At 57.1% G+C, this 20,916-nt stretch carries 21 protein-coding genes; 8 read left to right on the plus strand and 13 right to left on the minus strand.

All coding sequences use genetic code 11. The features are described 5' to 3' along the window. Positions 1 to 38: 38 nt before the first annotated feature. A complete protein-coding gene (locus tag K3757_RS10340) occupies positions 39 to 830 on the minus strand; it encodes a translation initiation factor 3 (protein ID WP_259995344.1) in 792 nt (263 codons plus the stop codon). Positions 831 to 1,030: 200 nt separating this feature from the next. Between K3757_RS10340 and infC the strand changes: the two genes are divergently transcribed. Beyond that, entirely contained in the window at positions 1,031 to 1,579 is a 549-nt protein-coding gene (gene infC / locus K3757_RS10345; RefSeq protein ID WP_409202585.1) for a translation initiation factor IF-3, read from the plus strand. Between the two features lie 62 nt (positions 1,580 to 1,641). Here infC and K3757_RS10350 read toward each other — a convergent pair whose 3' ends face one another. From K3757_RS10350 to K3757_RS10375, 6 genes are all read right to left on the minus strand, one after another. After that, positions 1,642 to 3,351, minus strand: a complete 1,710-nt coding sequence (locus K3757_RS10350) for an OmpA family protein (protein ID WP_259995346.1) — start codon at positions 3,349 to 3,351, stop codon at positions 1,642 to 1,644. Between the two features lie 159 nt (positions 3,352 to 3,510). After that, positions 3,511 to 4,305, minus strand: a complete 795-nt coding sequence (locus tag K3757_RS10355; RefSeq protein ID WP_259995347.1) for a xanthine dehydrogenase family protein subunit M — start codon at positions 4,303 to 4,305, stop codon at positions 3,511 to 3,513. Positions 4,306 to 4,417: 112 nt separating this feature from the next. Further along, positions 4,418 to 6,781, minus strand: coding sequence for a xanthine dehydrogenase family protein molybdopterin-binding subunit (locus K3757_RS10360; protein ID WP_259995349.1), 2,364 nt, complete (start codon positions 6,779 to 6,781; stop codon positions 4,418 to 4,420). A gap of 102 nt (positions 6,782 to 6,883) precedes the next feature. Continuing rightward, entirely contained in the window at positions 6,884 to 7,369 is a 486-nt protein-coding gene (locus K3757_RS10365) for a (2Fe-2S)-binding protein (RefSeq protein ID WP_259995351.1), read from the minus strand. Positions 7,370 to 7,483: 114 nt separating this feature from the next. After that, positions 7,484 to 8,473 carry a molybdopterin-binding protein gene (locus K3757_RS10370; RefSeq protein WP_259995353.1) on the minus strand — a complete coding sequence of 330 codons (990 nt, stop codon included), beginning with the start codon at positions 8,471 to 8,473 and terminating at the stop codon, positions 7,484 to 7,486. Further along, on the minus strand, positions 8,470 to 9,438 hold the full coding sequence (locus K3757_RS10375; protein WP_259995355.1) for an XdhC family protein: 969 nt from the start codon (positions 9,436 to 9,438) through the stop codon (positions 8,470 to 8,472). Before K3757_RS10375 ends, K3757_RS10370 begins: the two co-directional genes overlap by 4 nt. Positions 9,439 to 9,578: 140 nt before the next feature. Between K3757_RS10375 and K3757_RS10380 the strand changes: the two genes are divergently transcribed. Genes K3757_RS10380 through grxD form a run of 3 tightly spaced genes read left to right on the plus strand, consistent with a single transcriptional unit; the run spans position 9,579 to position 10,536 of the window. Continuing rightward, positions 9,579 to 9,815, plus strand: coding sequence for a BolA/IbaG family iron-sulfur metabolism protein (locus K3757_RS10380; RefSeq protein WP_259995357.1), 237 nt, complete (start codon positions 9,579 to 9,581; stop codon positions 9,813 to 9,815). A 5-nt stretch (positions 9,816 to 9,820) separates the two neighbouring features. Further along, complete coding sequence (locus tag K3757_RS10385; RefSeq protein WP_259995359.1) at positions 9,821 to 10,177, plus strand: hypothetical protein; 357 nt, start codon at positions 9,821 to 9,823, stop codon at positions 10,175 to 10,177. Next, a complete protein-coding gene (grxD, locus tag K3757_RS10390) occupies positions 10,174 to 10,536 on the plus strand; it encodes a Grx4 family monothiol glutaredoxin (RefSeq protein ID WP_259995362.1) in 363 nt (120 codons plus the stop codon). Before K3757_RS10385 ends, grxD begins: the two co-directional genes overlap by 4 nt. Before the next feature lie 8 nt (positions 10,537 to 10,544). Here the strand turns inward: grxD and K3757_RS10395 are convergent, their stop codons facing one another. After that, positions 10,545 to 10,757: a hypothetical protein gene (locus tag K3757_RS10395; RefSeq protein ID WP_259995364.1), complete on the minus strand. Its 213-nt coding sequence runs from the start codon at positions 10,755 to 10,757 to the stop codon at positions 10,545 to 10,547. 215 nt (positions 10,758 to 10,972) lie between these two features. Here K3757_RS10395 and K3757_RS10400 point away from each other — a divergent pair, with 215 nt between their 5' ends. Together K3757_RS10400 and K3757_RS10405 are read left to right on the plus strand one after the other, a co-directional pair. After that, positions 10,973 to 11,887: a LysR family transcriptional regulator gene (locus K3757_RS10400; RefSeq protein WP_259995366.1), complete on the plus strand. Its 915-nt coding sequence runs from the start codon at positions 10,973 to 10,975 to the stop codon at positions 11,885 to 11,887. 146 nt (positions 11,888 to 12,033) lie between these two features. Beyond that, positions 12,034 to 12,888: a YdiY family protein gene (locus tag K3757_RS10405; RefSeq protein WP_259995368.1), complete on the plus strand. Its 855-nt coding sequence runs from the start codon at positions 12,034 to 12,036 to the stop codon at positions 12,886 to 12,888. Positions 12,889 to 13,065: 177 nt separating this feature from the next. Here K3757_RS10405 and xylB read toward each other — a convergent pair whose 3' ends face one another. The 4 genes from xylB to K3757_RS10425 all read right to left on the minus strand — a co-directional run bounded on the left by xylB (position 13,066) and on the right by K3757_RS10425 (position 16,877). After that, positions 13,066 to 14,505, minus strand: a complete 1,440-nt coding sequence (gene xylB, locus K3757_RS10410; RefSeq protein ID WP_259995371.1) for a xylulokinase — start codon at positions 14,503 to 14,505, stop codon at positions 13,066 to 13,068. A gap of 465 nt (positions 14,506 to 14,970) precedes the next feature. Then, a complete protein-coding gene (locus tag K3757_RS10415) occupies positions 14,971 to 15,168 on the minus strand; it encodes a hypothetical protein (RefSeq protein WP_259995373.1) in 198 nt (65 codons plus the stop codon). 822 nt (positions 15,169 to 15,990) lie between these two features. After that, positions 15,991 to 16,383 carry a cell division protein ZapA gene (locus tag K3757_RS10420; protein ID WP_259995375.1) on the minus strand — a complete coding sequence of 131 codons (393 nt, stop codon included), beginning with the start codon at positions 16,381 to 16,383 and terminating at the stop codon, positions 15,991 to 15,993. Further along, positions 16,383 to 16,877, minus strand: a complete 495-nt coding sequence (locus K3757_RS10425) for a hypothetical protein (protein ID WP_259995377.1) — start codon at positions 16,875 to 16,877, stop codon at positions 16,383 to 16,385. The genes K3757_RS10420 and K3757_RS10425 overlap by 1 nt, the downstream gene beginning before the upstream one ends. A gap of 243 nt (positions 16,878 to 17,120) precedes the next feature. Here K3757_RS10425 and tkt point away from each other — a divergent pair, with 243 nt between their 5' ends. Both tkt and K3757_RS10435 read left to right on the plus strand, forming a co-directional pair. Then, a complete protein-coding gene (tkt, locus tag K3757_RS10430) occupies positions 17,121 to 19,136 on the plus strand; it encodes a transketolase (protein WP_259995379.1) in 2,016 nt (671 codons plus the stop codon). Between the two features lie 312 nt (positions 19,137 to 19,448). Next, positions 19,449 to 19,634 carry a hypothetical protein gene (locus tag K3757_RS10435; protein WP_259995383.1) on the plus strand — a complete coding sequence of 62 codons (186 nt, stop codon included), beginning with the start codon at positions 19,449 to 19,451 and terminating at the stop codon, positions 19,632 to 19,634. A gap of 142 nt (positions 19,635 to 19,776) precedes the next feature. Here K3757_RS10435 and K3757_RS10440 read toward each other — a convergent pair whose 3' ends face one another. Beyond that, positions 19,777 to 20,742, minus strand: a complete 966-nt coding sequence (locus K3757_RS10440) for a DUF808 domain-containing protein (protein ID WP_259995384.1) — start codon at positions 20,740 to 20,742, stop codon at positions 19,777 to 19,779. Between the last annotated feature and the right edge of the window lie 174 nt (positions 20,743 to 20,916).

The raw sequence follows: 20,916 nt of genomic DNA on the forward strand, positions 1-20,916 counted from the left end.
CGAAGGAGCGGCTCAATTCTCGTCTCACGACGGTTGGCTTACATGCCAAGCGCTTCGCGGACGCTGTCCAAAGCAGTCTTCAGCAATTCAGGATTGTCCTGAGCCGCCTTGAGGCCTTTGTTCAGCATGGTTTTTTGCAGCGTACCCAGATCGGAATTCTCTACCATTTCCGTTACTTTATCCAGGTTGAAACCATCAACTGTCAGCAGTTCTTCCATAGAAGAACCGGCTGCGTCGGTTGCTGCGGCAGTTTCTGTCGCGGCATCGGTCGCAGTTGCTTCAGTTGCAGCAGCAGCTTCAGTTGTTGCTTCTTCAGTCGCTGCTGCAGCATCGGATGCCGCTTCTTCAGTCGCCGCTGCGGCATCGGATGCCGCTTCTTCAGTCGCAGTTGCAGCATCGGATGCCGCTTCTGATGTTGCCGTTGCCGCGTCAGACGCTGCTTCTGTTGTCGCATCAACTGCGTCTGATACCGCTTCACCAGCGGCTGTTGCGGCGTCAGATGCCATTTCGGCAGTTTCGTCTGCAACATCAGCGGCTGCATCAACAGCACCCTCGGCGGCATCAGCAACGGCGGCTGCTGCGTCGCTTGCGGTATCTGCAACGGCATCAACCGCATCTGCAGTCGCGTCTGCTGCTGCATCAGCTGCGTCAGACGCGGCTTCTGCTACGGCGCTAGCCGCATCGCTGGTTGCTTCTGCCGCGTCCTGCGCAGCGGTTGTCGCTGTGTCCGTAACGTCGCTTGCGATATCCTGAACGCTGCGACCGGAATACAAAACGTATCCGCCAATTGCGATAATCGCTGCAACAACGATCCAAACCAAATTCTTCATAGTAGTTCCCCTCTTGAGTGCACAAGACGGGTGAAACACCCCATCTCATGCCATTGGCGACCAAATGCGCATGCGAACCGGCAGGATCAAGGGGAAAACGCACCACACTGCCCCATCTTTGCACGATTTTCATCTTGAAGCGGACCTTATGGAGGTCTACTTTACAAAATCGGTAATTCAACCATCAAAGGACCATCATCATCGCTCGCAGACCCCATAACGCACCGCCGCAACGTGACACCGGCCCGCGCGTCAATGAAAATATCCGCTCAAATGAAATTCGCCTGATCGGCGCAGATGGCGAAAACGTCGGCGTTGTGACGCCTGTACGTGCTATGGCCATGGCAGAAGAGGCAGGGCTCGACCTTGTAGAAATCTCTCCGAATGCCAATCCGCCTGTTTGCAAGATCATGGATTTCGGCAAGTTCAAGTACGAGACGCAAAAGCGCGAAGCCGAAGCCCGCAAAAAGCAAAAGATCATCGAGATCAAAGAGGTCAAGTTCCGCCCGAACACAGACACCAATGATTACGATGTAAAAATGCGGAATGTTTACAAGTTTCTGGAGAATGGCGACAAGGTCAAAGTCACCCTGCGCTTCCGGGGCCGCGAGATGGCCCACCAGAATCTTGGCCGTGAGCTGTTGGAGCGTGTCGCAGAAGACACCAAAGAGCATGGTAAGGTAGAGAACTTCCCGAAAATGGAAGGCCGCCAGATGGTCATGCTCATCGGGCCGCTCCCGAACAAATAATCCTGTCCTGCCAGACGGAATCGAAAACGCCCTGCCCGATACCGGACAGGGCGTTTTGCATTTTAGCGGAGCAGTTCCGTAATATTGCGCACCACAGCGCGGCGGTTGGCAACTTCGTCCGTCAATGTCGGAACCTTGAGATGGCTTTCACCGTATCCCTGGACGATCATGTTTTCTTCGGCCACGCCAAAGTATTCGGTCAGGGCAAGGGCAACCGTCTCTGCGCGTCTGTCAGACAGGGCAAGGTTATATGTCGCATCGCCTACCGCGTCTGTGTGACCCTCTACCAGAAGGACCGTCCGCGGATCTTCTGCAATGATCTCGCGCAAGGTGTTACCGATACGGGCAAGGCTTCGTGCCTGCTCGGGTTCGATCGCCGCCGAACCGGAGGCAAAGCGCACTGCGTCAAGTTCGATTTCGGGGGCAAGTTCGCGCACCTTACGAATGTCGCGCACCTGGCGCAGGGAGAAAGCATCACCTCTGCGCGCGGCGGCCTCGGCCAGAAGAGCTGCACGCAGATTATCTTCGCCTTCTACGCTTGACGGCAGCGGTGATCTGACAACTTCCGGCAGATCCTTTGCGACAATCTCTCGCTCTTGTTTGGTATCATCCACAAGCACGTATTCCTGCCCGTCGGGCATAACGCGCAGACGGCGCAACACTGTTCCGTCCGCGCCAAGAATAGTCACAACGCGGGTCCCGTCAGGTTTCAAAACCGTGGTGCGCGAAGAGCCGTCATCGAAGGTCTCGGTGCTGACCTCATTACCCGCACGGCGCAATAGCGCATCATCGCTCTTGAGAACGCGCAGCTCACCTTCCCGCTCGACCACAACGCGGTCACCGGTGCTGCTTTTCACTTTATCGCCGTTCTTCAGAATCTGGCCCACGACGACCGCGCCAATGCCCGCCACCAATGCTTTTTCAAAGTTGCTCAGGCCGCTGTCTTTATCGACTTTCTGTTCACCTGTCACAGCGGTTTCGAATTCCTCGCTGGACGTGCGCACGTCGCTTTCTGTCAGTTTTTCAGTCTCGACTGTTCCGGCACCTTCGGCGCTGTTGGCCACAGCTTGTGACTGTGCCCGCTCCTGTGCGCGTGCTGCCTGCCGCGCAGCGCGGCGTTCGTCCCGTGCGGCCTGACGCTCGGCTTCTCCGGCATCCTGTTCGGCTTTTGCCGCGGCAGCGGCTTGTGCATCTGCTTGGGCTTGCGCATCAGCAGCGGCTTGCGCGTCTGCGGCAGCCTGTGCATCAGCAGCAGCTTGTGCGTCTGCGGCAGCCTGAGCGTCAGCCGCAGCTTGTGCGTCTGCCGCAGCCTGTGCATCAGCGGCAGCCTTTGCATCAGCAGCAGCCTTTGCATCAGCAGCAGCTTGTGCATCAGCGGCAGCCTTTGCATCAGCGGCGGCTTGAGCCTCGGCTTCAGCAGCTGATTTCTCGGAGGTCTCTGCCGCAGCTACTTTCTGCCGCTCTTTCTCAAGACCGTCGTTCAACTTGGCGATCCGGTCATTCAACAGTTCAAAACGTTCCTTGAGCGGCTGTGGGTCAGCATCGCGGTCCGACTGTGCCTGCTTCAATTTGGGGATAAGAGCAGCCAAAGCGGCTTCGTTCTTTTCCAGCCGTGCGGTCAACAGTTCAATGCGCGTCTGCATGACACGGCCATCTTCCCATGTGCACGGAAATTCACCATCTCCACAAACCTCTTGGGCAAAGCTTGTCGTGGGTACTCCCATCGCGAGAACAAGTGTGATGGCGGATGTAGTTTTCAGAAACTGGGTCATGTTTTACCTTCCAATGGTGCGGCTTTGCCGGGTTTTGCGGCACTTAAACCAACGCCAAACATGCGCAACCGTTCCGTTGTTATGCAATATCACTGCCCGCAAACGCGGAAAGCCGCGCATTTTGCACGGCTTTCCCTGTCTTTGCCAATGATCGGCTTGCTAGCCGGTAATAGCTGCAACCGCCCGTTTGGTCATGACACCAACCAGATGTGCCCGGTAAGCGCCGGTTCCATGCAGATCGCTGATCATCTGCGATCCATCCGCTTTAAGACCCGCAACTGCATCGGCGCTGAAGGTGCCGTTCAATGCCTCTTCGGCTTCGGTCCAACGGAAAACACCGTTTTCTGATGCACCTGTCACGGCCACACGCACGCCGTCACTGAACTTTGCGACGAAAACTGCGACCAGCGGGAAACGGGACGCGGGCTGCAAGTGCTTTTCATAATGCGCGGCTTCGGGAATCGGGAACTTCACTTCTGTGATGATCTCGCCTTCTTCCAATGCTGTCTCGAACATTCCGAGGAAGAAATCATCGGCTGCAATCTCGCGGCTGTTGGTCACGATGGTCGCACCAGAAGCAAGCACGCTGGACGGGTAGCAGGCTGACGGGTCGTTGTTCGCGACAGACCCGCCAATCGTGCCACGGTTGCGCACAGCCGGATCACCAATCCGCGCGGCAAGCGACGCAAGGCCAGGGTAATGCGCTGCTGCTTCTGCTGCAACGGTCGCATGGGTTGTGCCGCCGCCAATGCACAGGCGACCCTCATCATCTGTGCAAACGCCCTTCATCTCGGCGATGCCATGCAGCGATACCAGAACAGAAGGCGCAGCCAGACGCGCCTTGAGTGTCGGGATCAGCGTTTGACCGCCGCTTAGCGGCTGTGCTTCCTCGCGACCAAGCGCCTTGACCGCATCCGCGATCGTGTCAGGCATTTCAACATCGAAGTTATACATTCTATCTTCCTTTTCAGCTTGGAGGTTTACCTGTTGTCAGGTCTGACCTCCGGCTTCATTTGTCTTTTATCTGATGAGCGCGGGACCGGCAAAAACCCGCCCCGCCCTTTGCTTAACCGTTCATCGCTTCCCAAACGCGGTGCGGTGAGACAGGCATGTCGATGTGATCGACCGTGCTGCCCCCCGAACGCATTGCGTCCAGAACCGCGTTTACCACCGCCGCAGGTGAGCCAATCGCGCCGGCCTCGCCACAGCCCTTCACGCCAAGCGGGTTGTGCGTACAGGGTGTCTGGCAGGAATGATCCACGTCATAAAACGGCAGGTCAGAGGCGCGCGGCATGGCGTAGTCCATGTAGCTCGCGCTCAGCAACTGGCCGTCGCTGTCATAGGAACAATTTTCCAGCAGCGCCTGACCGATGCCTTGCGCCAGACCTCCGTGGACCTGTCCGGTCACGATCATCGGGTTCACGATATTGCCGAAATCATCCGCCGCCGAGAAACGCTCAACCGTGACCTGGCCCGTTTCGGGATCAAGTTCGACCTCACAGGCGTAGGCACCCGAAGGATAGGTAAAGTTCGACGGATCATAAAAGGCTGTTTCTTCCAGACCCGGTTCGATCTCTTCCAACGGGTAGTTGTGAGGCACATAAGCCGCCAGCGTCACATCGCCCCAAGCAACGGATTTATCCGTCCCTGCCACAGTGAACGCGCCGTCTTTCAGCTCCACATCGCCTTCCGAGGCCTCCAGCAAGTGGCTCGCGATCTTGGTGGCCTTGGCAATGATCTTTTCGGTCGCGCGCACCATAGCGGAGCCGCCAACAGCAAGTGAGCGTGATCCATAGGTGCCCATACCCATCGGCGTGTTGGCCGTATCACCATGCACGATCTCAACCATATCTTCCGGGATGCCGATCATATCGGCAACAACCTGAGCGAACGACGTCTCATGCCCCTGCCCGTGGCTGTGGCTACCTGTCATGACCACCAGGCCGCCTGTCGCATTGACCCGCACGGTGCACGACTCAAACAGACCCGCCCGCGCGCCAAGCTGGCCCACAAGGTTTGACGGTGCGATGCCGCACGCCTCAATATAGCAGTTCACGCCAAAGCCGCGCAGCTTGCCCTTGGCCTCGGATGCTTTGCGCCGCGCCTCAAAGCCAGAGATGTCGGCCATCTCTTCGAGCTTGTCCATCGTCGCAACGTAGTCGCCAGTGTCATATTCCACCGCCACAGGCGTGGCGTATGGGAACTCCATGATAAAGTTCTGGCGGCGCAGTTTGATCGGGTCGACTTTCAGCTCATGGGCGGCCTTATCGACCAAACGCTCAAGCTGATATGTCGCCTCCGGGCGACCAGCGCCGCGATAGGCATCGACGGGCACAGTGTTGGTGAATACGGCCTTCACGTTCACATAAATCAGCGGGGTTTTGTAGTTACCCGCCATCAGCGTGCCGTGCAGCCAGGTCGGCACAGACGGCGCAAAGGTGCTAAGATAGGCGCCCATATTGGCGTATGTATCGGTGCGCAGCGCGGTAAAGTTGTTGTCTGCGTCCAACGCCAGCTCGATCTTGGTGACGTGGTCACGGCCATGCGCGTCCGACATGAATGCCTCGGATCGCGACGATGTCCATTTGACCGCGCGGTTACACGCTTTAGCCGCGAAGGTGACAAAGGCCTCTTCCTGATAATGGAAGATTTTTGTCCCAAATCCGCCGCCCACATCAGGGGCAACAACGCGCAGCTTGTGCTCCGGGATGCCCAGAACAAACGCGCCCATGAGCAAGCGGATCACATGCGGGTTCTGCGAAGTCGTGTAGAGCGTGTGATCACCGGTGCCACGGGCATAATCGCCCACAGCCACGCGCGGCTCCATCGGGTTGGCCACAAGCCGGTTGTTCACCAGTTCAAGCGTGGTGACATGGGCCGCTTTTTCAAACGCCTCATCCACCGCGGCCTTGTTTTCCTCAACAAAGCCCCAGTCGTAACACAGGTTGGAGGTCAGATCGTCATGCACCTTTGGCGCATCTGCCTTGACCGCGTCTTTCATGTTCACCACTGCTGGCAATTCGTCGATATCAAGGACAATCGCCTCGGCAGCGTCACGGGCCTGTTCCAGTGTTTCCGCAACAACAGCGGCAATCGGTTCGCCCACGTGGCGGACTTTGCCGTGTGCCAGCACCGGATGGCGCGGCTCTTGCATGGGTTCCCCATGTTTGTCCGTCACCTGCCAGCCACACGGCACCGAGCCTACGGCCTCAAAATCAGCGCCTGTGAAAATCTTCACCACGCCGTCCATCCCTTCGGCTGCTGAAGTATCCACATTTTTAAGCGTGCCATGCGCAATATCAGAGCGCAAAAAGTAAACATGGGCCTGCCCGTTTACGTTGATGTCATCTGTATAGTTGCCTTCTCCGGTCAAAAACCGAACGTCTTCGCGCCGCTTGCTGCTGGCGCCGATACCACTGTCCTTTGGCATTTTCATTCCTCCCTAAAAGCGGTGCGCTTGCTGCACACCAAAGCTATAGATCGCGGACCACACCGCGCGGCTTGCTACCCGCCTCCCCGCGGGCAACAGCCGTTATTCCGCAGCGATTGAGCTGACGTCCTGACCCGATGCCGCCATGATCGCCTTGACGATGTTATGGTAGCCTGTGCAGCGGCAGATATTGCCGTCCAGATAATGACGCACGTCTGCTTCGGTGGGCTTGGGGTTTTCTTTCAGTAGCGCTGCGGCAGACATCACCATGCCCGGCGTGCAGAAACCGCATTGCAGGCCGTGATGGTCCTGAAACGCTTGCTGGATTGTGTTCAGCGTGCCATCCGGTGCCGCCTGCCCTTCGATGGTCGCGACCTCGGCGCCTTGCGCCTCAACGGCCAGCATCGTGCAGGATTTGACCGCTTCGCCGTTTACATGGACCACACATGCGCCGCACTGACTGGTGTCGCAGCCAACGTGGGTCCCCGTCATACCAAGTTTGTCGCGCAGAAACTGCACCAGCAGCGTGCGGCCTTCGACTTCCCCAGTGGCGGCTTTCCCGTTCACGGTCATTTTAACCTGTGTCATTGATGTCCTCCCAGACTCTCGTTTTCCTGTCATTGCGCAGAGTTAAGCACGGCCTTGATGCATTGAGAACAAAAAAAATGTCTTGACGCGGTATGACGCAGGATTGGGCCGTAATCAGGCGCGCGGGCGGCGCGGCTGCGGACGGGTTGGTATTTCTTTGAGCAAACCACCCACGCCCATGCGGGCAATGTCGCGCGCTTCAACCGCCACGCCGCAAATCACCCGCGCCAGAACCCAATCCGCCCCGTTAAGCGCAGGAGACCGCGCACAGCCCGGCAATCCAATAACCTGCTGCGTGCCACGGTGCCCCAGAAACAACAAGTTACCCGGATCGACCGGCATGCCAAAGCGTATGATCTCTCCACCGGCCCGCACCAGAGCGGAAGGCGCGACATCGGCAATATCAGACGTTGCAGAGCCGGTAAGCACCAGCACTAAGGGCGATTTGGCCGCTTCGATGGCCGCCTGCAAATCAGCGGTGCGATGCGGCACCAGCGTGACAGTTTCAAGCGTTACGCCAAGCGCTGTAAGCCTGTCCTCAATCGCGACGCGCCCTTTATCCCCCGCACCACCCGGGATTTCCGTGATGATCAGTGTGGCCCGGTCCAGCACAGGCGTGGCAAGGCGTATCGCGCCGCGCGCGGCGGCTATTGCCGTGTCCAATGCGGCACGAGGCACGCCGTATGAGATGATCTTGATCGTGGCCATCATATCGCCTGCGCGCAACTGGTGGTGCGGCGGGATTGTGGCGACCGTGATCATCGGATCACCGCCATTCACATCATCCAGCGCCGACACGTCCAACAGGGCAACACCTGCGTGATCGGCGATCAGGTTCACCCGTCCGGTAAAGGCCGCACTGCGGCGCATCCCGCTGCCACCTTCCATCAGTGCGTCTGCCAGCGCATCTGCGGCAGCGTCTTCGCCCACATCGTTGCGTTCAAGTCTTGCAACGATGACCTGTTCGATCTGTGCGTCCACCAACGCAGCAATGTCAGAGGAATCCAGCACCTGTCCCTTGCGCAAACGCCCTTGTGGCAAAGCCACGGAATGCGCCAGCACACAGCCTTGCGCGTCTTTGGTGGGGACCGCGCCGAACTTCATGGCAGGCGCAGCGCTTCGATCATTTGCGCAAGGATCGACACAGCAATCTCTGCCGGTCCTGCGGCCCCGATGTTAAGGCCAACAGGGCCGTTGATACGGGCAATTGTATGTTGATCAAATCCAGCATCCACAAGCCGTTCTACCCGCGAGGCATGGGTGCGCTTTGATCCAAGTGCGCCAATGTAAAACGCGCCAGAGCGCAGGCCGACATGCAGCGCCGGATCGTCCAGCTTGGGATCATGGGTAAGCAGAACCAGCGCGGTGCGGGTGTCTACGCCTACTTCCTCAAGCGCCGCATCGGGCCAGTCATTGATCACCTCTGCGTCTGGAAACCGCGCTGCTGAACCGAATGCCTCTCGCGGGTCGATCACGAAAGGGTCAAAGCCTGCGATGCGCGCCATCGGGACCAGCGCCTGCGCGATATGTACAGCACCAACCACCACCAACCGAAGCGGCGGGTTGTGGATAGCGACAAAGGTTTCGCCGTCTTCCTCCAGACCCGACCGGTCCATGCGAAAGCGGGCGTCATGCCCCTGTGAAACCAATGCGCGATGGCTGCCATTCAGGGTCACCTCATAGGCAACAGGCGTGCGCGCTGCCCGCGCCGCGACCAGATTCTCCAGCATATCCAGTGCCATGCCACCCGCGCCGACAGGCTCCACCAGCACACGGATTGTGCCGCCACAGGCCAGTCCAACGGCAAACGCATCACCGTCACTGACACCGTATTCGAGCACCTTGCTTTCTCCGTCTTCCAGTGCTTCCAGCGCCTCAAGCACCACAGCCCCCTCGACACAGCCGCCAGACACGGAACCTTCCATGTCACCTTCGGAGGACACAACCATTTGCGCCCCGACGCGGCGCGGCGCTGAGCCCCATGTCTCGATCACGGTCGCAATTGCGGCCCCGTGGCCTGCCTTGATCCATGCCAACGCCTGTTCCGGCGCACCTGATATTGCTTGCATGTCTTCGACCCTCTTGTGGTAGCTGGAACCATAGGGTCTGCCAAACAGCAAGGTTGCGCAAGGTGTGATCTTGCTCCCTTGCACGCGGCGCTATGCCCTACTACATCTAATCCAAAGACATCATGACACGGAGCCCTACCATGCCAATGCAAGCCAGCGAAATCGAAGACCTTCTGCGGATCAGCTTTCCCGACGCGCAGATCGTTGTCGAAGGCAATGACGGTGTGCATATGTCGGCCATGGTCATCGACGAAAGCTTTCGCGGCAAGAACCGCGTACAGCAGCAGCGCGCGGTCTATGCCGCACTGAAGGGCAAAATGGACGGCGCAAACGGTGATCTGCACGCGCTTGCCCTCACCACCAAAGCACCGGAATAGCCATCATGTGGATGTGGGTGGCGGGAGCAGTGGGGATGGGCATAGCGGTGATCGCTGTAGCACAGTACCGCGCAGCATCGCGTCACCACGTGCCTCTGTCACACCGCCAACCCCAAAGGCACAAACAGGACCGCGACGTGCCTCTTGGCCACGAAGCGATTGATATGACAGAGGTTTTGCGCACCCAACGCCTACATCAAGGCTTGGAGCGGACCACAACATTTTACCGCGGTCTGGGCGGCGGTGGCCACGCCCCGAGCCTGATCGATCCAGAAGGGCCTTCCCTGCCCGACGATGAAACCTACAGCGCACGCTATCATGCGGCGTTTCAGACAAGAAAACACAAGGACACGAGCAAATGAGCGACGCAACCAAAACGATCAAAGACACAGTCACCAACAACGATGTTGTCCTGTTCATGAAGGGCACAAAAGAAATGCCGCAGTGCGGGTTCTCTTCCCGCGTCGCCGGTGTTCTGAACTACATGGGGGTGGATTATTCTGACGTGAATGTCCTTTCGGACGAAACACTGCGTCAGGGCATCAAAGACTTTTCTGACTGGCCGACCATCCCGCAACTATATGTCAAAGGCGAATTCGTCGGCGGGTGCGACATCATCACAGAGATGACCATGTCAGGCGAGCTGGACACATTGTTTGCTGAAAACGGCGTGACCTTTGACAAAGACGCGGCGGAAAAAATCCGCGAAGCAAACGCCTGATCCCACCATCAGACGAACGCAAAAGCGCGCCTCCTTTCGGGGCGCGCTTTTTTCATGTCTGACAACGGCATGTGCCGCCAATCGAGTCCATCATGGCGGTCTTCACGACGAACCCGGTCGCGCCAGTTGTATTGTCGACGAGCTGCTAAGTGGAAGAGGCAAAGACGCCAACCAGCGCGGTCAAAAAGCGCTGCGATCATCGTGACGCGTGCTTTCATCATCTTGCAGTCTTTTCAGTAAAATTCGTCTTCAACTAGGGCAGCGCCGGACGCCGAGGAAAACAAAGCGGAAGCCAAAGCCACCGCGCAAGTTCCGGTGCAATCATGAAAACTTGCACCCGTCCGGTTTCGCCAACAACAGATATAGCGGCTATCATCAAAGCAGAAAAGCGAATAGCAATAATGCTTAACCCGCAAATTTCTTATGGATGATCGCCATGGACATCACCCTGATCAGAACTTTCATCGAAGTCGCTAACACTGGGTCATTCGTGGCCGCCTGCGACAGGTTGTTTGTAACTCAATCCGCTGTGAGCCTGCGAATCCAGCGGCTAGAAGACAGTCTGGGTCATCCCCTGTTCACCCGCTCCAAGGCCGGCGCGATTCTGACACCCGCGGGCGAGCAGTTTGAACGCTACGCGCTGAGCCTTCTGAAAATCTGGGAGGAAGCGCGCCAGCAAATCGCCATTCCAGAGGGCTACAGCCGTGCACTGACGATCGGTGCGCAACATTCATTGTGGCCACGGTTGGGGTTTCGATGGATCGACCAGCTTCAGCTTGCCATGCCCGACATGAGCCTGCGCAGTGAGTTGGGGATGCCCGACCGGCTGACCCGGTTTCTGGTCGAAGGAATGGTGCAGGTCGCGTTGATGTATACGCCACAACTGCGCCCGGGTCTTATTGTGGAAAAAGCGCTGGACGATGATCTGGTGATGGTCGCCTCTTACCCTGACGCGTCTGCCGAAGATCCCGACGACTATCTGTTCGTGGACTGGGGCCCGGAGTTCGTCCACGCCCACGCGCTGGCCCTGCCCCACCTTATGAATTCCGGCCTGACAATGAGCCTTGGTGCGCTATCGGCGGACTATATCATGAACCGTCGCGCGAAAGGTTATCTGCCCGCCCGCGCTGTCAGGCAGCGATTGGACGCTGGAAAACTGCATATTGTGGCAAACGCACCACGGTTTTCTTACCCTGCATGGGTCGTGTGGCGCGATGATCTGGATGAGGATCTGGTTGCCGATGCCCGTGCCGCATTGTCGAAGGTCACGCAAGAGACTGAAAAACAACATGCAATCCTGTCCAAACAGTTCGAGACGATGGACGAATACGTGACTGGTGAGGAAGACTGAATTACAAACGAGTAATAATCACGTCAGGCACAATTAATTCGAATTTCACTCACGACACTGCAAAAGTTACATTGGCCCCAGCAGAGATGCTTCCGATCTTCAGCACTGCGTTGAATGACGGACAAGCTACTTTAAGGGGAAAACCCATGAACACACTGATGAAATTCGCCACAGTTTCCGCATTGGCACTGATGGTTGCTGCGCCTGCCTCCGCACAGAACCGTATCACCGGCGTCGAAGCACTGAATGACCAGATCGACGACATCACCGATGATGTGAACACCGAAATTGCCCGCGGCGAAGATGCCGACCGTTTTGGCCCAAATGGTGTGGCACAAGGCTGGCGCGGCTCTTTCGCCCTGTCAGCGTCCGGAACATCCGGCAACACCGACACCGGTGAAATCTCTGGCGCGGGCCGCCTGACCTACGGTGTAGGCGACTGGAACCACCTGATCGGTTTCGCAACCGAATATGGCGAATCCAATGGCATCAAAAGCGAAGAAAAATTCTTTGCGACCTATGAAGGCAGCCGCTATTTCACACCATCGCTCTATGCTTTCGGCGTAGCACGTTACCAGTATGACGGCTATCTGACAGATGGCGCAGGCGTTGGCATCGACGGCTCCGAAACAGACGCTTTCCTTGGCTTTGGTCCCGGCTACCGCGTGTTGAACAAAGACAACCACACATGGCGCGTTCAAGCGGGTCCTGGCGTGCGTTACTTTAAGGACGTGACAGGATCTTCCGAAACCGAAGTCGGTTTCATCGCAACTTCGCGTTACTTCTACGGGTTCAATGAAACCGTATCTTTCACAATGGACACAGACATTCTGGGCTCCGATATCAACACCGTTATCTCCAACGATGCCGGCGTGAATTTCAAAATGTCCAACAACCTGTCCACACGGGTCAGCTACCGCACCGACTATAACACCGATCCGGCAGCGGGCCTGAAATCCACTGACAACACCCTTGGTGTGTCACTGGTTCTGGGCTTCTGATCGACTTGCCGCACTTAAGAGCGGCGGGAAAAATAGACTAAGGGCGGACGGGGAAACCTGTCCGCCCGATTTCATGCCGTTTTGCTTCCATTGGCCCAAGTATTACCGATTAAACCTGCTTGTTGGTGCAGGCAAAGGTGCTGCGGACAACGTCCTGATCAGTAATATTTTCCGGCTTCAATTGTCCACCTGATACGCATTTTGGTAAGCGAGATACCTTTCTTGGTAAGCATCCCGAAGGGCTGTTTCAGGCTCAAAGGCTTTATCAACCTTTGGCGTTCTGAATATCTCGGGGTGCGTTAGCGATTGACTGGCCGCCATACCAAGGCGTGCAGCCCCCAATGCAGCGCCTGCGTCACCGTCCGCAGGTTTGAGCAAGGTAAGCCCTGTCGCGGAGGCGATGATATTCAGCCACGCATCCGACCTACTGCCGCCACCCGCCAAATAGACGTGGTCAATCTGCGTGCCAGCCGCTTCCAGCACACGCTTGCAATCAGCAAAGGCAAAGGCCACGCCCTCCATCACCGCCTGCACCATGTCGGGCATTGTTGTGCGCCGCGTCAGATCGAAAAAGCCCGCTTTGGCGAAAGGCGCGTTATGGGGGGTGCGCTCTCCGCTGAGGTAAGGCAAGAACAGCGCATCCGAAGGGGCGGCAGGCTTGTGCGGGACCATTGCGGCCAATTCGGCCACCGGACGTGACGCAATCTCGGACAGCCAGTTCAGGCTGTCGGTAGCAGATAGGATTACCCCCATCTGATGCCATGTGTCAGGGACGGCATGGCAAAACGCATGAACGGCACCTTCGGTATTTGGCGCAAACTTCTGTGTTGTTGCAAACAACACCCCCGAGGTTCCAAGTGACAGGAACCCTGCCCCCGGTTCGGTCACCCCCAAGCCACAAGCAGTTGCCGCATTATCGCCTGCGCCGCCTGCAACGACGACAGATCCGACACCCCATTCTTTCGCAAGGGCGCCCCGCAATGCGCCAGCCATTTCGGCGCCTTCGACAAGGCGGGGCATCTGGTCTTGGGATAGGCCGGTGGCCTTCAGCAATGGCTCTGACCATTTGCGGTTCGCTACATCCAGCCATAACGTGCCAGCTGCATCGGACATATCGCCAACGTGATCACCCGTCAGCCACAGCCCCACATAGTCTTTTGGCAGCAAGACCTTCGCAATTCTTGCGAAAACCTCTGGTTCGTGCTTTGCAACCCACGCCAGTTTTGGCGCTGTAAATCCGGGCATGACGATGTTACCGCCGATGCCGCGGAAATCTGCTTTCGCCTCAAGCTCGGTGCATTCGACGCTTGAGCGCATGTCGTTCCACAAGATGCAGGGGCGCAATGGCGTGTCGGTTGCATCCAAAAGAACGGCGCCGTGCATATGCCCCGAAACACCAATGGCTTTCAACTGTGCCCAGGCTTGCGGTGCGGCGGCGCGGATTCCTTCAATGGCCGTTTGGCAGGCAATGATCCAGCTTGCGGGGTCCTGCTCGGACCAGCCGACATGCGGCCGCTCAACCGTCAGGCTTGCATGACCCTGCGCCAGAATGGTCTGGGCGTCATCGATCAGTATCGCTTTGACGCTGGACGTTCCAACATCGATTCCCAAAAACATCTGCTCGGCCCTTTATTGATGCGTCGCCCCGATTGGTGGGGCAACGCGTGTTCGTTTAATGATCTGCGGCTTTCTATGCAGTGTCAGAACGGGCTGTCAGCATAATAGAAATCCATCGCGTTATCCTGTGTTACCAATACAGACCTTATCGTGAACGTACCAGAGACCGGCGCATTAGACGTCATGCCAACCACGGTCAGTTCGATTGCCGTGGCAATAATTGAGGGCGGCTGATCGCATCTTTCATATGGAACATCCGAATGCGGTCTTTGTAGATGTCAATTTTGTCGAGGTAATCCATGCACTTCAGCACAGAGTGGCCGGGATAACAAAGCATTAGCCGCGGTCGTGACTGCCGGTGCGTTCAATGAAAATCTCGAAAGTGACGCGATCATGCAAATCCTCACTGGAGTGGAGTTCATAGCAAACATCGGCACCGAAATCTTCTGCTTGGTTCAGAACGGGTCACCAACGCTTTGCCAGCTCATCAAAAGCCATCTCAATCAGACCCGCTGCGCACTGCGGCCGCGGATGGATATACGGCCACGCCAAGGAGCCGGAAAAACTCGCATACGCGCCAATGTCCACTTTACGCGAAGCGCTGAGCGCGTTCACGACCTGATCCAACCGCCATTCCTGACGCGCCTTGGGATTGCCGTGCATTAAGCACTGCGAACCTGTCAAACGCATCGACATAGGCGGGAAGTACGGTGACAAGCTGACCTTGCTGGTTGGTCGAAAGCTCGGTCACTTCGACGCCATTCTCGGCTGCTTTTCCGCGAAGCTATCGCAATAATCACGGCTGCTGGTCGCTTTGTCCAAAATGATTAAACGCTGCGGCCTGTGTTTCGTATTCGACGATGTCAGCTAGTCTTGTCCGTTGATGACGACCGGCGTGTTGATTTTCCGGAGCGCCTGAAACGGGACAAGCAGCGCGTCGCCCTCAAGGCCGACAACAGCCAAGCCATCTAGATCACTTTTTGCAAGGTCCCCCAGATGATCTGCAAGTCGCTTTGCGTCAAAACGGATGAGAGGGACGCCAGTGCAACCTTGCTGGTGGGCAATGTCACGCACGCGCTGGAAGAAGGCGATCAGCTATCGCACATGACATCATGTAATGTCGGCTTTTTCACAGCTCCCTCCCGTTTAACCGTCCAAGAGAATTCTGGTCAGCACGGATAGATGGGCAGAGGCTTTGAAATACGAATATCAAAGCCGACGCCTCAAAGTTCCGGACCTAAGAGTCTTTAAGCGCTCCAACAAGATTCAATTGTGTTTAGGAAGACGCAAAACAAGCATTGGTTGCCCGTGTATCATCGCAATAGACAACAGGACGATGCCCAGCACCTGACCAGCAAAGCTATCTATAATTACTCTACGAAATGAGAGAGGACTATCGATCCACCCAACCGCATCAAGGGACTGTTTAGATCAAAAAAGGCGCGCTCGCTGATACAGCAAGCGCGCCGGATTTTCAGACATGCTTTAGCCGCCGACCTTTTCGTCAACCTCAGCGGCAAGCGCCTCGGCGCGGGCGGCTATTTCCGCCAGAGTATCAGTGACCGATTGCGGCACGACCGGAACTTCGATGCGCTCCGGTTCCACGACAACATTGCGCAGACCGGCCAGCTCTGCTTCTCGCTCTGCCAGCTCGGCGCGGACTTCGGCGATCTTATCCTCGACGCTTGCCGTTTTGTCAGCAAGCATCAGGCCCGCCATCAGCAGCATGCGCGCTTCTGGCATCCGGCCAACGGCATCGGCGAGCACTTGGGCTTCGTCATCCAGCATTTTGGCAGCGGCGTGCAGATAGCTTTCCTCGCCCTCCTGACAGGCAACGTCAAAGTAGCGACCGCCGATGGCAATTTTGACCTCTGGCATCATGCGTCTCCTTGCGTGCTGGGGCTTGTCGTGGCGGCATCCACCAGCGGCTGGAGGCTGGCAAGGATCACAGACGCTTCGGCGACATCGGCAGCGCGCGCAGCGCGCAGGGCTTCAAGCTCTGCCAACATCGCTTTGTTAATCAGATGCGCATCGCCCACGCCTTCTGCATTGGCGTCCCGCAATGCCGCGCAGGCATCGCTGAGCTGGGCGTTTGCGCGGCGGACGCGTTGCAATTCGATATCAAGCTGGGCCATGCGTGCCTCGCCCTCTTCGACCTTGGCGCGTAAAGTCGCGGTTTCTGTCTCGGATTTAGTGCGCAAGCCGCGCACACGTTCCTGAAGTTGTGCATTCGCTGTGCGTTCTTCTTCCAAAAGCTTGACTGTCTCAGCGTCAGGCCCGGCGGCTGTGGCCGGTGCCAGCTTTTCCAGACCGAATGCGACCTGATCCATCGCTGCGGTGATCCGCCGCTGAAGTTCTTCGATATCGCTCATATGCCTCTCTCACTCAATCTGTAGCACACCGACCTTACCTTATGACGAATCGGTTTGTGCCCAATATTGGTGCGATCCTATCCAATGCCACAATAAAATGCTGCCCCCCTTTCAGAACAGCGGGTTGAGCCGAAATCTTCATCCCCCGCCTTAACAAACGCGCTACCGCGCGAGCTTGATCTTTCCTTCTGCCCTGATATGGAACCTGAAACGTCTTCTAGCTTGTATAAGGAGTCCCTGCGCGTGGATCTCAAAGCCCTTCAAACTGCGAACCCCGATCACTGGTCCAAGGCCGCCGCCATTCGTGCGCTGACACTTGATGCTGTTGCTGCTGCAAACTCCGGCCACTCCGGTATGCCTATCGGGATGGCCGATGTTGCCACGGTCCTGTTTCAGAACCACCTGAAATTTGATGCGTCCCAGCCAACATGGCCTGACCGCGACCGTTTCATTCTGTCGGCTGGTCACGGGTCAATGCTGATCTATTCGCTTCTGCACCTTGTTGGTGACGCGCAGTTCCCGATCGAAGAAATCAAGAATTTCCGCCAGATGGGTGCCCGCACTGCCGGCCACCCCGAAAACTTCCTTGCCGATGCGATTGAGACCACGACAGGCCCGTTGGGTCAGGGCATCGCGAACTCTGTCGGGTTTGCCATGGCCGAAGAAATCCAGCGCGCCACTTACGGTGCCAAGATTGTGGACCACCACACATATGTCATTGCCGGTGACGGTTGCCTGATGGAAGGCGTGAGCCAGGAAGCCATCGCGCTTGCCGGTCGCCACAAGCTGAGCAAGCTGATCGTGATGTGGGACAATAACAACATCACCATCGACGGTCCGGTGACCCTGTCCGACACCACCGATCAGGTCGCGCGTTTCCTTGCGGCAGGTTGGGACGTCCAAGAGATCGACGGCCACAACCCGGATGAGATCGACGCAGCCCTGACCGCAGCGAAAAAGACCGACACGCCCAGCATGATCGCATGCAAGACGCACATCGCGTTGGGTCATGCTGCACAGGACACCTCCAAGGGCCACGGCGCGCTGACCGACCCTGCCCAGATGGTTGCCGCAAAAGAAGCATGGGGCTGGACCTCTGCCCCCTTCGACATCCCCGCCGACATCAAATCCGCATGGGAAGCCATCGGCAGCCGCGGCGCGGACACCCGCAGAACATGGGAAGAGCGGTTTGACAGCATGCCACGCGGCAAGCGTGAGACCTTCAACCGGGCACTGGCCGGAGAAGCTCCGAAAAAGCTGTCAGCCGTGATCAAGGCCTTCAAAAAGCAGATGTCCGAGACGGCACCAAAGCTTGCAACACGCTCTTCTTCGGAAAAAGTGCTGGAAGTCATCAACCCGATCATGCCTGAAACCGTAGGCGGCTCTGCCGATCTGACCGGCTCCAACAACACAAAGACAGCCGATCTGGGTGTATTCGATCTGGATAACCGCGGTGGACGCTATGTTTACTGGGGTATCCGCGAACACGGCATGGCCTCCGCGATGAACGGCATGGCGCTGCACGGCGGTGTGCGCCCCTACTCCGGTACGTTCATGTGCTTCACTGACTATGCGCGCCCTGCGATGCGCCTGTCCGCGTTGATGCAAATGCCCGTTGTCTATGTCATGACGCACGACAGCATCGGTCTGGGCGAAGACGGCCCGACCCACCAGCCGGTCGAACATCTGGCCATCAGCCGTGCGACCCCCAACACGTTGGTTTTCCGTCCTGCCGACACAATCGAGACAGCGGAAGCATGGGAAATTGCACTGACGCAAACCGGCACGCCTTCTGTCCTGTCGCTGACACGTCAGGGCCTGCCAACCGTGAGGACCGAGCATAAGAACACCAACCTGACAGCGCGCGGTGCCTACACGCTTATCGATGCCGAAGGCAAACGTCAGGTGATCCTGATCGCCAGCGGCTCCGAAGTTGAGGTAGCGCTCGAAGCACGCGATCTGTTGCAAGCCGAAGGCATTGGCACGCGGGTTGTATCCATGCCGTGCATGGAGCTGTTTGCGCAGCAGGATGATGCCTACCGCAAGCGTATTCTGCCGGGTGGCGCAGTACGCGTCGGTATCGAAGCAGGCGTGCGTCAGGGTTGGGATCAGTGGCTGCTGGGTGAGCGCGGCAAATTCGGCAAAGCGGATTTCGTCGGCATGGACCGCTTCGGCGCCTCTGCCCCTGCGGACGAGCTTTTCGTGAAGTTCGGCATTACAGCAGCGAACGTGGCCGAAAAGGCAAAAGCACTACTCTAGCATAGGTAGTAATATGGATTTGATCGCTACCTAGGCGAGAATCACTTTCTCAACAAAATTAAGCAGATCAGACGCGGCGGAACCTTTCCCAAGGTTCCGCCGTTATTGTTTCTATTTGGGATACGGACAATCGTCGATTTCGGCTGTTTTACGCTAATTCCGCCACATTTCAGGCGATCTTCAGCCACATCTACCCAATAAAACCTAAATTCTATGCATTAGAACCTATGGCGTTTTAATCGTTATTAGTGTTTTATTAACGCATAGGTTGAATAAGTAACGGTACAAACAACAATAAGGGGAACGTCGAGCATGGCATACATCCTGACAGCAATCATGAGCGGTGGCGTTGCGGCAATCCTGAGCCTTTTTGCCGGTGAGGCATGGGGTCAGATTTTTCTCAACTATGTCATCTATGGCCATGTAGGGATCGTCGTACTCGCAGTTGCACAAGTGCTAGCAGGTATCATTGATCGCCGGTTGGACACACAAGACTAATCTCCCCTTTGACAGGTTCAGTCCAAATAGCCGGATTTGCGCTTTTCCGGCATTGATATCTGCGAGATAATCCATCTGTCAGAAAACCGAACACCTGCCCTTCGGACGGACAGCGCATTACCCCCTGGAAATCAGCAGATCGCTACCTGGAAAATACCTTGCGCCAGATCGGCGTCACGACCTTTTCCCCCAACGGGATCAGGATCATGCCAAGTACCAAGCCCAGAACGCCGTCGATAGTCGCCTTCACCAGCCACTCCGTCGCACCCACCCAGCCTTCCGGCATCATGTGACCCACTGCGTAGGCAGCATCGTGGATCAAATTCGCAGGTGCCGCAAAACCAACATCCTTCAGCCCGTGCACGATAATTGATCCACCAACCCAAAGCATGGCAGCAGTTCCCACGATCGTCAGCAACCGCAAAAAGCCCGGCATCGCCTTCACCAAGCCACGACCAAATGAGCGGGTCGGCGACAGGCGGCCGTGATTGGCCATGGCGAGGCCAATATCATCCATCTTAACGATCAGCGCGACAGAGCCGTAGACCGCGACTGTGATCATCACAGCCACAGCTGCCAATGTGGCCGCCTCCATCCAAAAGTTGCTTGTCGGAATTGCCGCAAGCGAAATGGTCATGATCTCGGCTGACAGAATGAAATCTGTCTTGATGGCGCCAACGGCTTTTTCTTCCTCAAGCGCGGCGGGATCAGAGACCGTCGTTTCCTTGTGCGGATGGTCCTCGTGGCCCTCGCTCCAGCCCAGAACATAGGCAACCTTTTCGGCACCCTCAAAGCACAGGTAGGCCCCGCCCAGCATCAGCAAAGGTGAAATGGCCCACGGTGCGAAGTTGGACAGCAGCAAACCGGCAGGCAGCAAGAACACCAGCTTGTTGCGCAAGGATCCTTTGGTGATGCGCCAGATGATCGGCAGCTCGCGTTTGGCCTCGAAGCCGTGCACGTATTTCGGCGTCACCGCAGCGTCATCGATCACAGCACCCGCGGCCTTAGCCGAGGCTTTGGTCGCCTGCCCGATCACGTCATCCACAGATGAGGCCGCAACCTTTGCAATCGCTGCGACATCGTCCAGCAGGGCAATCAATCCACTCATAAAAACGCTCCGATTTTTCTAGTTTACCGATGTAGAGCAGTGCGGCCTGATTGCCAATGCCGGATGGCGCAAAGATGTTACCGCTAACCTTAACTTTTAACGCTAACATGTGATTTCTAGGGGGCTTTGGCTCTGGCCCCTGCCCGCAGTCGGCGTCTATAGCAGTCGCAACCT

This window comes from Sulfitobacter sp. S223 (assembly GCF_025143825.1).
Lineage (GTDB): Bacteria > Pseudomonadota > Alphaproteobacteria > Rhodobacterales > Rhodobacteraceae > Sulfitobacter.